Source organism: Shewanella eurypsychrophilus (genome assembly GCF_007004545.3).
Taxonomy (GTDB): Bacteria; Pseudomonadota; Gammaproteobacteria; order Enterobacterales; family Shewanellaceae; genus Shewanella; species Shewanella eurypsychrophilus.
Genome location: NZ_CP045503.2, coordinates 247,286 through 261,092 on the forward strand (window position 1 = coordinate 247,286; position 13,807 = coordinate 261,092).

Annotated in this window: 10 protein-coding genes; 4 read left to right on the plus strand and 6 right to left on the minus strand. The window is 44.3% G+C overall.

Features of this window, described 5'->3' with window-relative positions; genetic code table 11:
- Window positions 1-5: 5 nt before the first annotated feature.
- The gene (locus tag FM038_RS01100) at window positions 6-1,007 is read right to left on the minus strand and encodes an AraC family transcriptional regulator (protein WP_142873063.1); all 1,002 of its coding nucleotides are present in this window, start codon (window positions 1,005-1,007) and stop codon (window positions 6-8) included.
- A 216-nt stretch (window positions 1,008-1,223) separates the two neighbouring features.
- Between FM038_RS01100 and FM038_RS01105 the strand changes: the two genes are divergently transcribed.
- A complete protein-coding gene (locus FM038_RS01105) occupies window positions 1,224-1,571 on the plus strand; it encodes an MFS transporter (RefSeq protein ID WP_142873062.1) in 348 nt (115 codons plus the stop codon).
- The gene (locus tag FM038_RS01110) at window positions 1,564-2,787 is read left to right on the plus strand and encodes an HlyD family secretion protein (protein ID WP_142873061.1); all 1,224 of its coding nucleotides are present in this window, start codon (window positions 1,564-1,566) and stop codon (window positions 2,785-2,787) included. The genes FM038_RS01105 and FM038_RS01110 overlap by 8 nt, the downstream gene beginning before the upstream one ends.
- A gap of 83 nt (window positions 2,788-2,870) precedes the next feature.
- Here the strand turns inward: FM038_RS01110 and FM038_RS01115 are convergent, their stop codons facing one another.
- Together FM038_RS01115 and FM038_RS01120 are read right to left on the minus strand one after the other, a co-directional pair.
- Window positions 2,871-4,076: a GGDEF domain-containing protein gene (locus FM038_RS01115; protein ID WP_142873060.1), complete on the minus strand. Its 1,206-nt coding sequence runs from the start codon at window positions 4,074-4,076 to the stop codon at window positions 2,871-2,873.
- Window positions 4,077-4,241: 165 nt separating this feature from the next.
- Window positions 4,242-4,655: a globin family protein gene (locus FM038_RS01120; RefSeq protein ID WP_142873059.1), complete on the minus strand. Its 414-nt coding sequence runs from the start codon at window positions 4,653-4,655 to the stop codon at window positions 4,242-4,244.
- A 190-nt stretch (window positions 4,656-4,845) separates the two neighbouring features.
- Between FM038_RS01120 and FM038_RS01125 the strand changes: the two genes are divergently transcribed.
- Both FM038_RS01125 and FM038_RS01130 read left to right on the plus strand, forming a co-directional pair.
- Window positions 4,846-5,652: a VOC family protein gene (locus FM038_RS01125; protein WP_142873058.1), complete on the plus strand. Its 807-nt coding sequence runs from the start codon at window positions 4,846-4,848 to the stop codon at window positions 5,650-5,652.
- Window positions 5,653-6,139: 487 nt separating this feature from the next.
- A complete protein-coding gene (locus FM038_RS01130; protein ID WP_142873057.1) occupies window positions 6,140-8,161 on the plus strand; it encodes a methyl-accepting chemotaxis protein in 2,022 nt (673 codons plus the stop codon).
- Between the two features lie 122 nt (window positions 8,162-8,283).
- Here FM038_RS01130 and FM038_RS01135 read toward each other — a convergent pair whose 3' ends face one another.
- The 3 genes from FM038_RS01135 to FM038_RS01145 all read right to left on the minus strand — a co-directional run bounded on the left by FM038_RS01135 (window position 8,284) and on the right by FM038_RS01145 (window position 13,788).
- Window positions 8,284-11,415: an efflux RND transporter permease subunit gene (locus FM038_RS01135; protein ID WP_142873056.1), complete on the minus strand. Its 3,132-nt coding sequence runs from the start codon at window positions 11,413-11,415 to the stop codon at window positions 8,284-8,286.
- Window positions 11,416-11,582: 167 nt separating this feature from the next.
- Complete coding sequence (locus FM038_RS01140; protein WP_142873055.1) at window positions 11,583-13,253, minus strand: efflux RND transporter periplasmic adaptor subunit; 1,671 nt, start codon at window positions 13,251-13,253, stop codon at window positions 11,583-11,585.
- A 22-nt stretch (window positions 13,254-13,275) separates the two neighbouring features.
- Complete coding sequence (locus FM038_RS01145; RefSeq protein WP_142873054.1) at window positions 13,276-13,788, minus strand: heavy metal-binding domain-containing protein; 513 nt, start codon at window positions 13,786-13,788, stop codon at window positions 13,276-13,278.
- Between the last annotated feature and the right edge of the window lie 19 nt (window positions 13,789-13,807).

The window sequence follows — 13,807 nt, forward strand, 5'->3', positions numbered from 1 at the left end:
ATGCATCATGGCTTGATTCTATCAAGGTATTGCTGTGGGGTGCAGTTTCTGGTTCGTTTGAAGGCTTTGCTGAAGCTCTGTTTATTCGCGTAACCTAGTAATTGAGTGATCTCCTCAATATTTTTGCCTTCTAACATGTATTTGATTGCCTGATTGCTAATTATGTACCCGCACATATTACTAAAGTTAAAGCCATGAAGCTGTAACCGGCGTTGAAGCTGTTGCCGGGAAATATTAAATAGAGCAGCGACATCATCGACCTTAGGTAAGCCGTAATACCTAGCATAATTTACCATTTCAAATAATATTTTAGGTGTGTCGTGTGGCTGAGGCATATCCAAATATTGCTCGAACAGAGAACGTGGCATAGAAACAGTACTATCTAGCTGTAGTGAACTTGGCTGCTGCACGAGTACGCTAGTATCTATCCAGATCTCTGTTTGAGGAGCATTCCAGACAACCTGGCAATTGAAAAGAGATTCAGCTTCTTGTTGGCCGACACTGGGGCCACTGAGATAAAGCTGTAATGGTCGATAGTCATCACCAAGAAAGTGTTTTAGCGCGTTGGAGAGCATGATCGCGACCCGTAGTGAGTCATGACTTTTTTGCTGGTTAAAGACATAAGGGTTGCGGTAACACCATTTAATTATCTTGCCTGATTGAATGATGTAGTAACTGGCACCCGAGTGAAAACTAGAAATACCATAGTTTATTCGCCTTACACTCATAGCAAGATCTGTGCTTGATAAGAAGCTAATTCCAGGAATGTCCAATCTAGAATAATGCAAATATTTAGCAATCTTCATCATGTAGCTAGGATCTTGACTGAGCTGTTCAAGGCGACTTAGCCAACTGGACACCTCTGAAAAAGGGATCAGAGTCATCGGCTCCTTCATGAGTGTCTGAGGTATACCGAGATCCGCAGACGTTAACCCAAAGACCTCTTCAACGCCTCTAAATATCATCTTGATGTAACACACCCTAATAAATGAGGTATTAAATTTCATCGTTTAACCTAATTACATGAAAGTCTAATTAAATCATTATTTAGCTTTATTTGATACAACTAGCGGTCTGGTCTTGTTCAAAAAATAGCTGAAGTCAAACTGGTTACAATGTTTTACATCTATCGTGAAGTACCAGTATTTTTACCAGTTAAAAATTTTTGGGGAAAGGATGGAATTTGTAAGGTTCTAGTTTAGATAACTTGAGGTCTGTGTTGTATGAGTTTAATCAGTATGCCATTTGTTGATACAGGAGTGGATAGCTTACTTCATGTCGTAGCGGCTGTTGTTATGGTTGCAACGGTAGCAGCAATGGCAATAGGTTTTTGGAAAATTCATGAGCTACCAATCAATAAAGCGCATAAGGAAGATCATCACCAGATAGGTTTGATAACTGCACTGACTTGGATAGGCTTTGTGTGGCATTGGGTATGGGTTGTCGCGGTATTTGTAGCATTTGTTGATGGTGAAAAGGCATTACGTCGTATACGGGATATTTGGCGAGAAGAACATTCTAGTAAAGGCAAACCTGTGATTGAAAATAACGAGGGGAATACCAATGCTTGAAGGTTTAGCCGTATGGGCGCTTTTTATCTACTTACTTCGCATGGTCGGTATGCCTTGGAATAAATTAACTCAAGGGTTCTCCTATATTGGTGGTGGGGCTTGGTTGCTATTTGTTTGGGTTGGCTTACTTAACTACACGCCTATGGATCTGTCTGGCGGTTCATTAGTTCAGTCGCCTCATATTCAGCTTAGACCCGCATCAAGTCAGATAAAGGGGCAAGTGAAGCATATCTATGTTTTGCCTAATCAGAGGGTTGAAGCCGGTCAGCTTATTTATGAGCTGGATGATGAGCCCTATCAAATATCCTTAAATAAAGCGGCAGTGGCTAAGACATCAGCTGAACTTGAACTCGCGCTGGCTAAAGAGGATGTTAACCTGGCTAAGAAAGAGCATCAGGCTGCAATTACAGATATTGATATCAGTGAAAATCAACTCGCTGCGGGTACAAAAGATTTAAAATGGAAGCAGAAAACACTGGCGCGTTTTATTGAGCAAAACCGGGTAGTTCCGGATACGATCACTAAGAGCCAACTTGACGAACAGGCAAATAATGTTGATATCGCCCAAGCAAGAGTCAATGCATACACCTCCCAGGTAGAGAAGGCGAATCTTGCTGCCCACACGACAAAATTAGATATTGATAAAGCCATGTTGACTGTTCAGAGTAGAAGCTCTGATCTACAGGGTGAGCTTGAAAATGTGGCACAGGCGCAATGGAATCTAGATAGCACAAAAATATATGCTCCTGCCAATGGATATGTAACAAACTTCATCATGCGTGAGGGGCAGTTTGTCGGTGTTATGCCTAGAATTCAGATGTATACCGACGAAAAGTATGTCTTGATGCGAGTTAATCATCAGGCCATTCGTAATGTTAAAGTCGGCCAGAGGGCTGAGTTTGCTTCTGCTGTTTACCCTGGAAAGGTTTTTAATGCCGAAGTAGAAGGGATCATCGAAGCGACAGGAGAGTCACAAGGTAGTTTGCTCGCTAGAGACGATAATGTTCGTCAGACGACAGGCCTTAATGTGAATAACAAGCATCACTTCGTGCGCCTAAAGCTTAATGAGCCCGGTGATTATGATATTCCGGTTGGTGCTGTGGGGCTGGCATGGATTTCGGGTGAGAAGCCAATTGCTTTCTTGGCTTTTCTAGATGTGATCCGTGGAATAGTGATAAGAATGAAGTCACAGATTTACTACTTTTACTCACTCTAACCTTTAAATGATGAGTCGACTTCACATCTATGGGTGGAGTCGACTTTCGTTTTCTCGTTTTCTCGTTTTCTCGCTAATCGGTATTATAGGCAAGTTTGGTTGCGACCCTTTTTCTTAGCACGATAAAGCGCCTCATCGGCTCGTTTCATTGACTGGTCGAAGGTTTCACCACTTAGGCGTTCTGCCACACCTATAGAGATAGTCACACTCACGGTCTTGGTCGCTGGAGATTTCGCTTTGTTTCGCTTAGCTTTGTTTTGACTGTTATTTTGTTTCTTGCGCTTATCATTGCGTAAGACGATGCGGTACTCCTCAATGGACTCTCTTACATCTTCTAAATCATCGAGTATTGAATCTGCATCTTTTCTCGGAAAGACAATAGTGAACTCCTCGCCACCATATCTAAACACTTTACCTCCTCCTGAAACGCGGGCCATTTTTGCGGCTACCAGCCTAAGTACCTGATCGCCAACATCATGGCCATAGGTATCGTTAAACTTCTTAAAATGGTCGATATCCAGCATGGCTACGCTGTACTTTCTACCGAGAGAGAGTACTAAGTTATAGAGGGCACGGCGCGAAGCTAGCCCGGTCAGTTCGTCTCGGTAGGCAAGAAAATAGGAGTCTATCAAGATGGTAAAAAGATAGATCACGGCTAATGATGACATAAGCACGGCAAGAGGCAGAGTGTTTGGCTGAAAGTAATAAAATATCCAGATACCTAATGTTGTTAAGATAGAGGTATTGACTAAATTTGCCTGCCAAATAGCACGACTGATCAGTAGAGCAGAGCAAACATACACAGGCAGCATAATTTGAAACTGTTGTGATAGCGCAAAAGGGAGTGCTGTTCTTATTTCAGCTTGGTACAGGTTTAATCCTGATAACCAAAGGAATCCCAAACCCATCCCTATAGCAATCCCAAGACCCCGTATAACACCATGTGAGGAAAGAAGTCCGCGATCTTTTGTGAAGCCAAAGCATGCGATGACAAGTGTTCCACCGATAAATATTTCAGTGGTGTATTGGCTTAAGGGAAGAAAAATTTGAGCGGAACTATGCTGACTCAAATAGAAGGCCAACAGCAACACGGCTAAATAAGCCAGACGACTGCGGTTAAATTGTAATGCCAATAATGCCGCGATAGACAGAAGCCAATAGGGGAGTTGTTCGATTATCCCGTCCCAGATTTGCCAGCTCGATTTAGTCTCCTGAATAAAGAAAAGTGTTAGGGCTGTAATTAAAAGTGGCAGGATGAAATAACGACATCCTTGAATAAGAGATGACAAAACAAACCTCAATAGTGATTTATGTTAGCGAGTAAGGAGCTCAAGCTCCCTTTAACTCAAACTACTGAAGCAGTAGATTGAGCTTAGCTATAATAAGTCGACGTTTCTCTTCTGTTGATGAAGAAGTATATGGAGTTTATTTCGTGATTAATAGTAGTTTGAAAATTAGCCCTTAATCTCAGGTTTCATCGTATCGACTACAATATGAATAACTGAGACCCAAGCCTGTCTGACCTCCTCGGTAAACCCGTCACCTAAGCCTGTTTTCAACGTATATAGAAGGGCATTACCTACAGGAGTAAAATGGCTTTTCTTGGTGCCGTAATCGTTGTGTCGCTTGGCAAGTTGCTGTAATGCAGGTACTAAGGCTTCAAGATCATTTAAACCATCTACAGCGGCCTTTAACATGGTCATCAGTTTTCGACCTTGTACTTTCATATCATTGCGAAAAAGAGGTTTTAGTGAGGGGTCTATGCCAAATAGGGCGTCATAGAAAATTTCGGCAGCTTTCTCTGCTATCGGTTCAACTTGACTAAAGGAGTCTTGCACAAGTCGGATCTGTTTGTTTGTTAATGCCATGGTGTCATCCTTAATTGTAACTTGCTCATCCCGATATTCACTGCATTAAAATATCTGCTTGAGACCTGAGTATGCTCGCAGTTGGTTCTATATTGATTACGAAAAAAATTCTACTCCAATTAGCATAGACAGAAATTAGAAAACAAGCTTAACTAAATGCAATTGGTATCAGTATTTAAGGATGCAAGTTATGAGAGTTGATCAATATGTTCAGGGGCAAGCCTGTTGGGTCGAGCTTGCCAGCCATGATGCTGTGGCTGGAAAGCAGTTTTATGCGGAGCTTTTTGGCTGGAAAAGTCAGGATATGCCTATCCCTGATGGGATTTATACCATGTTTGGATTAGCTACTGACTCAGGTGAGGGTCAGGATGATATCGGTGCCGCCTATCAGATGCCTGCACAGATGGCTGAGCAGGGAGTGCCTACATCTTGGTTGGTATATTTTGCTGTGGACAGTGTGGATGAAACGGTAAAAAATGTTGAGTCCGAAGGTGGTAGCTTATCTATGGGACCATGTGATGTAGGAACTGCAGGCAAGATGGCAATGTTCACCGATACAGAGGGAGCAAAGTTTGCCGTTTGGCAAGCTGGAGATCATGTTGGCTCCCGTCGACAAGGAGAGCATGGCACCTTGTGCTGGGTAGAGCTGGCAAGCCGAGACCCAGAATCTGCCAAGGCATTCTATCCAAATGTATTGCAATGGCAAAGCCAGCGCGGTGATATGCCTGAATTTGAATATACTGAATGGCTTGTCGCTGGAAAGCCTATGGGAGGTATGTTGCAAATGACTGAAGAGTGGGGCGATCTGCCACCTCACTGGATGCTCTATTTTTGTGTGGATGATTGTGACGAAGCGGCAGCTAAAGCCAGCCATTTAGGCGGTAAGGTTTGCGTACCTCCAACAGACATAGAGAAAGTTGGCCGTTTTTCCGTTATTAATGATCCTCAGGGGGGCTTCTTCTCTGTTATAACCTTGAGTCAGGATCTATTAAGCTAGTGTTACCACGAGGCGCAGGGTGTGTTTTTTGGTGTTTACATTGTGTAAATTATGTTGATAACAGGTTAAAGCTCTATTAATATGCTCGTTGGATATATTATTAGATGGATTTGTAATGATTAGGGTTTTGAAATTATTAACTGTTCTATGCTGTTTTTCTGTATTAACTGCTTGTAGCTCCAATTATCAAGGTGGAAGTGCTGGAGAAGAAGCTGACATCACGCAGCCTGAAAAGGCTAAGTCTACTAGTTGTACTTCGGTTAAGACAACAGGGTCACGCTTGCCATCTAAGCGTTGTTAAAAGGGGCTGTAATTCTAGCTTGTAAAAAGTGAAACGATCACGCAAATGTGCTCGTTTCTAACATTTATTAATCTATTCTCATCGGCCTATTTTCATCGTTTAAGTGATGAACAACTCATCAAAATAATTCCCTGCTAAACTTTAATGAGTCAATCCCCTCCGTACTCGGCTGATGGACTTTTGATTATGCAGCAAGTATCAATTCGGCAGAAGATAATCCTGGGCTTTAGTGCCATAGGGTTATTACTACTCACTGCCAGTAGTTTTTTTTACCAATCATTGAGTCACATTAGTCGTGCTAACCTGGATATTGAAACTTTAGCGGTTCCGGTGCAGAAGCAGAGTAACGTTCTACAACTTAAATTATTGCAATTGATTAAGTTGGTGGCAGTGGCTAATACCCAAAAAAACAGTGCAGAAATAACTCGCAGTCAGCAAGTATTTAATCAGTTAAAGCTAAGCTTCAATAATGCTTCTATAGCTCTGAATCAGAAGGTCTCAGATCAAGTTCAGATGCAGAGTGCACTTAATCAGGCTGATGCGCACTTCAATCAATTTATCCAAGCGAGTGAAGAGATGTTTGTTGCTAAACTTGAGAACTTAGCCGCAAGCGAAAGCTATAAAACTCACTATCAAGTATTCGATGATGCCAGGGTGAGCGCAAGTAATGCCATGCTAGATCTAGAGTTGATCGTCGTAACTGAAGACCAGCAGCGTCTTTTAGAAGAAGTTGTTGGTACTGGTACTCGTATTGACGACATGCTCTTTACCATGGGAAATACCATGTTGGGCTTATCTCGCAGCGAGGATGTGGTAGCCCATAAAGAGGATATGATTTTTCTGATGAGTAACCTCAATAGTAATTTTGATTACCTAAAGAGACAGGCTGAGCCTTTGGATAGCCTAATGAGTATTGCTGTCGCCAGTGAGACGTTATCTATTATCGCGCACTACCTAGACCAACCTGGTGAATTGTATCTGTTACAACAAAAAATCATCGAACAAGAATCAGTATCCCTTATCGCATATGGACATTCGCAAGACTATTTTTCGTTAAGTGTGAGTGAATTAGAAAAATTAATTTCATTGGCTGATGAGCGGTTTGTTTTCCTACAAAATACTGCAAAAGATGAAATTAAAACGGGTGAAACCTTAGCAATAGTATTGGCGATTGTCTTTGTCATTATGGCGAGTTTTATCTCATATATGACCACAAGAGCCATGCTTGTCCCGTTAAATTCAGTCAATAATGCCCTAGCAAGAATTGCCAGTGGTGACTTGAGTCGAAGGGTGAAGAAATATAATGATGATGAGTTTGGTACCTTAATAGACAGTATTAATACACTGGCTGAAGATTTGACTCAGTTGCTCAACGATATTCAAAAAAATGCGCATAGATTAGATGAATCTGCAGTTTCCTATAGTGAGCAGAGTCAACGTATAGCTGGAGTTGCCAGTGTACAAATTACCCGTATCGATGATGTGAAGCATGGTGCCGAACAGATGTCTGTTAGCGCTAATACGGTAAAGGATGAGGCCGATACTTCCGCAATGAATGTCAGTGAGGCTACTGAACATAGCCATGAAATAAAAGGTATTGCTGATGCCAATAATGAAAGGGTTTCAAGCTTGTCAGCACGATTACTCGGGGCGGTTGAAATTATGGATAGATTGAATGGCCATAGTCAGAGTATCGGCGGGATCTTAGATACCATAGTGTCAATCGCAGAGCAGACTAATTTACTAGCCCTTAATGCCGCGATTGAATCTGCCAGAGCGGGTGAGCATGGTCGGGGTTTTGCTGTGGTTGCCGATGAAGTCAGGACTTTGGCTCTGCGAACTCAAGAGTCTACTGCCGAGATCCAAACCACGATAACAGCTTTACAGCAAGAAACATCGAATGCTGTGAAAGAGATAGGCTTAGGACAATCGCAGGCCATGGAATGTGTCACTCAAAGTCTAGAATTAAGCCGGGCTATCGAGTTAATGGACGGTGCGTTAAGTGGCATCGAACAGATGAGTAAAAATATTGCACTGGTTGCTCAAGAGCAATTGTCTGGTAGTGAGCGTATCGTGTTGGGTATGGCTGAAGCCGCAGATGCCGCTGGACAGAACGAAGAAGAAGCAAAGAATATGGCCAAACGCAGCGAAGAGATGAATGAACTTGCACGTTCTTTAACGAGTTCGGTTGAACGATTTCAACTTTAACGCTTCTGATACTGCGCTAAACTCTCGCTGAGTGACCACACCTTTATACCGATTGGTATAACTTCGAGAAGTGAGTATAAAAAAACACCCAGCATTGCTGGGTGTTTAGTGTTACAGAGCGCTTATTTACTTAGTTTACGTGAATAAACCAAGAGATAGAGAGCTGGTAATACAAATAGTGATAACAAGGGTGCTGTTATCATGCCACCGACCATAGGTGCGGCGATCTTCTGCATTACGTCATTACCGGCCCCAGAGCCCCACATGATAGGTAGCAGACCGAAAAAGATGGTCGCAACTGTCATTGCCTTGGGGCGAATTCGCATCACAGCGCCTTCAATCAAGGCCTCTTTCAGATCGTTGACTACCTCATATTTACCTGTCTCTTTTCTATGCTTGATGGCGTTGTTGAGGTAGACCAACATCACCACACCAAACTCAGCAGCCACACCCGCCAGAGCTATCATACCCACTGCTACCGCCACTGACATATTGAAGTCCAGAGCATATAAGAGCCAGGTACTGCCAACGAGTGCAAATGGTAAGCTGAACATGATCATGCTGGCTTGTATTGTCGAGCCGAACGTCATCATCAACATGATGAAGATGACACCCAATGCCATTGGGATCACTTTCTTAAGCTTCTCATCGACACGCTGCATATATTCATACTGGCCGGCAAAGTCGTAGCTGTATCTTGGTGGTACGGCGAGCTCATTTTCCAGTGCTGCCTTAGCTTCATCGATATATTCACCAATAGAGGTGCCTTCTATATCGACAAACACCCAAGAGATTAAACGACCATTTTCACTCTTGAGCATAGGAGCACCGTCGGTGATCTCGATATCGGCTAAGTTACGCAGCGGCAGATAATGCCCCGTCTTAGTGATAACCGGTAGCTCTCTGAGTTTCTCGATATTGTCTCTTAGCTCTCTCGGGTATCTAAGGTTGATAGGGTAACGCTCCGCTCCCTGAACAGACTCGCCAATATCCATACCGCCGATGGCGTATCGGACCACATCTTGGATATCGCTTAGGGTCATACCATAGCGAGAGGCCACATCCAATTTAGGCGTGATATCGATATAACGGCCGCCACCCACACGCTCGGCATAGGCCGACTTAGTGTGCGGTAGTTTACTGAGTATGGCTTCGATATCCGTGCCTATCTGTTGCAACTCATTCACGTCAGCACCGGTGATCTTGATGCCTACCGGAGTCTTGATCCCGGTGGAGAGCATGTCGATACGTGTCTTAATTGGCTGAACCCAAGCATTAGTAAGTCCTGGCACCTTAACGGTTTGTTGCAGCTGTTCTATGACATCTTTCAGGGTGTAACCTTCACGCCACTCATCCCTAGGCTTAAGCATTATTGTGGTTTCTAGCATGGTTAGCGGTGCCGGATCTGTTGCTGTTTCAGCACGCCCCACTTTACCGAATACTCGCTTCACTTCAGGGACTGTCTTAATCAACCTATCGGTCTGCTGTAGTATCTCGGCGGCCTTACTGGCGCTAATACCGGGTAAGGCTGTAGGCATATAGAGTAGATCACCCTCATCAAGTTCGGGCATGAACTCGCTACCTAAGTTACTCATTGGATACCAGGCACTCATCAGTGCGATTAATGCGACTACCAGTGTCATCTTTGGAAACTTAAGTACTAAGGTCAAAGAAGGCTTATATAAAGCAATGAGGAAACGGCTGATCGGGTTGCTGGTTTCCTTAGGGATCTTGCCTCGGATAAAGAACCCCATAAGGACTGGCACTAGCGTGATGGATAACACTGCAGCGGCTGCCATCGCGAAGGTTTTTGTGTAAGCCAGCGGGCTAAAAAGTCTACCCTCTTGAGCTTCCAAGGCAAATACCGGCATAAAACTCAAGGTAATGATAAGCAAGGAGAAGAATAGCGCCGGACCCACTTCGACCGAGGCCTCAGCAACCAGCCTCCAGTGCTCTTTCATGTCCGGTTGGCGTTTGTTTTCCTGCTCGAAATGCTCCAAATGCTTATGCATATTTTCGATCATCACGATCGCGCCATCGACCACGGCACCGATAGCGATGGCGATACCACCTAGGCTCATGATGTTGGCGTTGACGCCCATCTTATTCATGATTATGAATGCAATGAGTATCGCCAAGGGCAGAGTGATCACCGCGACTAAGGTTGAGCGTGCGTGCATTAGGAATAACAGGCAGACCAAGCCTACGACAAACATCTCTTCGATCACCTTATGGAACAGGTTTTCTACCGAGCTTTCGATCAATTGAGATCTGTCATAGGTCGGGATGATCTCGACCCCTTCAGGCAAGCCAGCTTTGAGTTGTTCTAGCTTATCTTTAACCGCTTCTATGGTGGCTAAGGCATTCTCACCGTAACGCATGATGATGATGCCGCCAACCACTTCACCTTCACCATCTAGCTCGGCGATACCGCGGCGTGATGCAGGCCCTTTACGTACCGTTGCTACGTCCTTGAGTAATAATGGGGTCCCCGATGGACTCGTGATCCCGAGAGGGATCTCCCTAAAATCATCCAAAGTTTGGCGATAGCCTTTGGCGCGAACCATGTACTCGGCTTCAGCCATCTCGATAACCGAGCCGCCAGCTTCGGTATTCGACTTAGATATGGCATCTTTTATCGCTGCAATATCTAGCTTATAGATGGCTAACTTATCGGGTTCTATAACTATCTGATAGGTCAGCTCCATACCACCGACTGTGGCAACTTCGGAAACGCCTGTCACGCTTTGTAGTTCAAGTTTCAGGTACCAGTCTTGCAAGCTCTTAAGCTGTGAAAGATCTAAGTTCCCCGATCTATCGACGAGGGCATATTCGAAGATCCAACCGACGCCAGAAGCATCCGGACCTAGTGATGGCTGAACCCCTTGAGGTAAGCGGCTACCTACTTGATTCAGGTACTCCAACACGCGAGAACGAGCCCAGTAGATATCTGTACCATCCTCGAAGATGATATAGACATAGGAGTCACCGAAGAAGGAGTAACCACGAACCGTTTTGGCTCCAGGAACCGCCAGCATGGCTGTAGATAGCGGGTAAGTGACCTGCTCCTCGACCAATTTAGGTGCCTGACCCGGGAATGGTGTCTTGATAATAACTTGTACATCCGAGAGATCCGGTAAGGCATCTAAGGGCGTATTTCTTAGCTCCTGAACACCCCAGACAGTGAGCATTATGGTGACAATAAGTACCATTAATCTTTGTCTGATAGAGGCTTCGATGATTTTCTTAAGCATAATCAAACCCTCTCTTCGTTAAATCGTGGCTAAGGATATGTCTGCCTATAGAGGCTTCGTCATTAATGTTCTTAAACATGATCAAAGCCCCCAGTACCAAGTCGTAATTAGGGAAAGTTCTGCCTATAGAGGCTTCGTCATTAATATTTTTAAGCATGATAAATCCCCTAGTGCTGGTGGCCGCTGGTCAGACGCATCAAGCTACCCTTGAGGCTGGCTTCTGAATCGAGTAAAAATTGACCCGAGGTGATCACAAGCTCGCCTTCGGCCAAACCATCGAGAATCTCGGCCTTGCCCTGACTTAGCATACCCACAGTGACCTGACGTGCGGTAAAGCTGTTATCTTCAAGCTTTACTATGACGCGATTCTCTTTACCCGTTTGTATGAGAGCCTCTTGAGGGATCACTAAGGCATCCTCATTGGGACCTCCGAAGATATCTATCTTGGCTAGGGTATTAGGTCTAAGTTCAATATTATGATTTTTTACCACGATTCTGACGCGCAAACTGCGAGTTACTGGGTCGAGTTCTGGATAGATATAATCTATTGCACCTTCGATACCTTTGATGCCCATCGCGGGTACTGATACTTCTGTCTTTTGACCTACTTCCAACCAGCTTTGCTCATTTTCAAATACATCGGCAATGACCCAGACTTTAGACAGATCAACAACCGACATTATCTCGGTAGCAGGTTGAATGTACATGCCGTCTCTAACGGTTAATTCTTTAACTATGCCGTCACTCTTGGCATAAAAGGGGACACGATATTGAGTCTTTTTCGATCTAGCCAATGTTTTTATCTGAGCTTGATTAAAGCCCAGAAGCTCTAGTCTTAAACCGGCTTTTCTGAGTAACTCTTCATAACTGGCATTCTTGCCTATACGTTTTAGCGTGTCTTGAGCAAGTAGGAAGTCATCCTGTGCATTGATTAGATCCGGTGAGTAGATCTCGTACAGGAGTTGGCCTTTAGTGATCTTATCGCCGACAGACTTAATGGTCAGTTTCTCGATCCAACCAGTAACCCTTGCGTGGATGTGATTGATCTTACTTTCGTCATAATCTATCTGGCCTACGGTCTGAACAAACTTCCATAGGGTATCTTTTTCAACTTTAGCGACCTTTAGGGCTAAGGCTTGTTGCATGCCACCGGAGACATTTATCTCGATCTCTTTGCTATTGCCACCGACTTCGACTTTCTCTAGGTTCATACCGCATATAGGGCAAGATCCTGGCACATCACTGATGATATGTGCATGCATGGGGCAAATATACTTTATCGTGCCACCGTCATTGAGAGAAGCTGGCTCAGCACTGTTAAATACAGTGTCTGCCGGAGTGAGAGCTTCTTGACTCATATTTTTGTGGTTCGAGTGCTCTTCTGGGATAGCCTCACTCATGTTATGGGCCGAGTGATCCATAGGCCCTCGCTCTTCTTCCTCCTCCTCTTCTACGAGGAACATATTACAGATGGAGCAGCGGCTACCCGATTCATGACTGGTTTCTTCCGGGTGCATAGGACAGACATAGGTTTTTTGTTCTGCCATAGCTGTCATAGCCATAGTGTCACTATTTTGATCTCGCTCCTTGCTACCTTCATCTAAGGTAAGGAACATGTTGCACTTAGGGCAACGGCTGCCGGGCTCATGACTCGTCACCTCTGGATGCATTGGGCAAGAGTAGCTTGCTTGCTCTTGGCTGTGGCTATGCTCTGTGTGATCGGTCACCGGGCTCTGGGCTATCAGTGACTGAGAGTGTGCTAACTGCGGGGTAACAACCATAAATAGGCTGAGCAGGTAGGCTAGTTTTTTGCGTTTGTTCATTTCAAATTGACTCATGATGCCTCATCTCCACTCAAAATTAGTGCTTGTGCTTAACTGCAGGCTTAGTGTCAGCTTTTGCCTGTATCGGCTTCAGGTTCATGCCGCATTTAGGACAAGTATCGCCTTCTTTACCTGTTATTTTTGAATTCATAGGGCAGGCGTGAGTATCAGCCTTAGCTTGCATAGGCTCAAGGTTCATGCCGCATTTAGGGCAGGTATCACCTTCACTTCCTGTGATAGCTGGATTCATTGGGCATGCGTGAGTATCAGCCGTTGCACCATGTTTATGTGCACCATCTTTATGGTGCGGGCAGTTGTCACAGCTTTGACCATTAGAGGCGCTTTTAACTGCAGTCAGGTTCATACCACATTTAGGGCAAGTATCTCCTTTTTCCCCCGTGACTTCTGGATGCATAGGGCAGGCATGATCGGCTTTCATTTCATGATGTTGAGCGTGCTTTTGCTCTTGTGAGTGCTCATGTGCAGAGACTGCTGGCACAACAGAAACTAAGATAAAGGCAGATAAAATAAGGCTAATAAGGGTTTTCATTTATAAATTCCATCATATA

Coding starts and splice junctions, on each gene's coding strand:
- FM038_RS01135 (WP_142873056.1), bottom strand. CDS start 11,415: ATGCTTAAGAAAATCATCGAAGCCTCTATCAGACAAAGATTAATGGTA.
- FM038_RS01120 (WP_142873059.1), bottom strand. CDS start 4,655: ATGGCATTAACAAACAAACAGATCCGACTTGTGCAAGACTCCTTTAGT.
- FM038_RS01130 (WP_142873057.1), top strand. CDS start 6,140: ATGCAGCAAGTATCAATTCGGCAGAAGATAATCCTGGGCTTTAGTGCC.
- FM038_RS01100 (WP_142873063.1), bottom strand. CDS start 1,007: ATGAAATTTAATACCTCATTTATTAGGGTGTGTTACATCAAGATGATA.
- FM038_RS01105 (WP_142873062.1), top strand. CDS start 1,224: ATGAGTTTAATCAGTATGCCATTTGTTGATACAGGAGTGGATAGCTTA.
- FM038_RS01145 (WP_142873054.1), bottom strand. CDS start 13,788: ATGAAAACCCTTATTAGCCTTATTTTATCTGCCTTTATCTTAGTTTCT.
- FM038_RS01140 (WP_142873055.1), bottom strand. CDS start 13,253: ATGAGTCAATTTGAAATGAACAAACGCAAAAAACTAGCCTACCTGCTC.
- FM038_RS01125 (WP_142873058.1), top strand. CDS start 4,846: ATGAGAGTTGATCAATATGTTCAGGGGCAAGCCTGTTGGGTCGAGCTT.
- FM038_RS01110 (WP_142873061.1), top strand. CDS start 1,564: ATGCTTGAAGGTTTAGCCGTATGGGCGCTTTTTATCTACTTACTTCGC.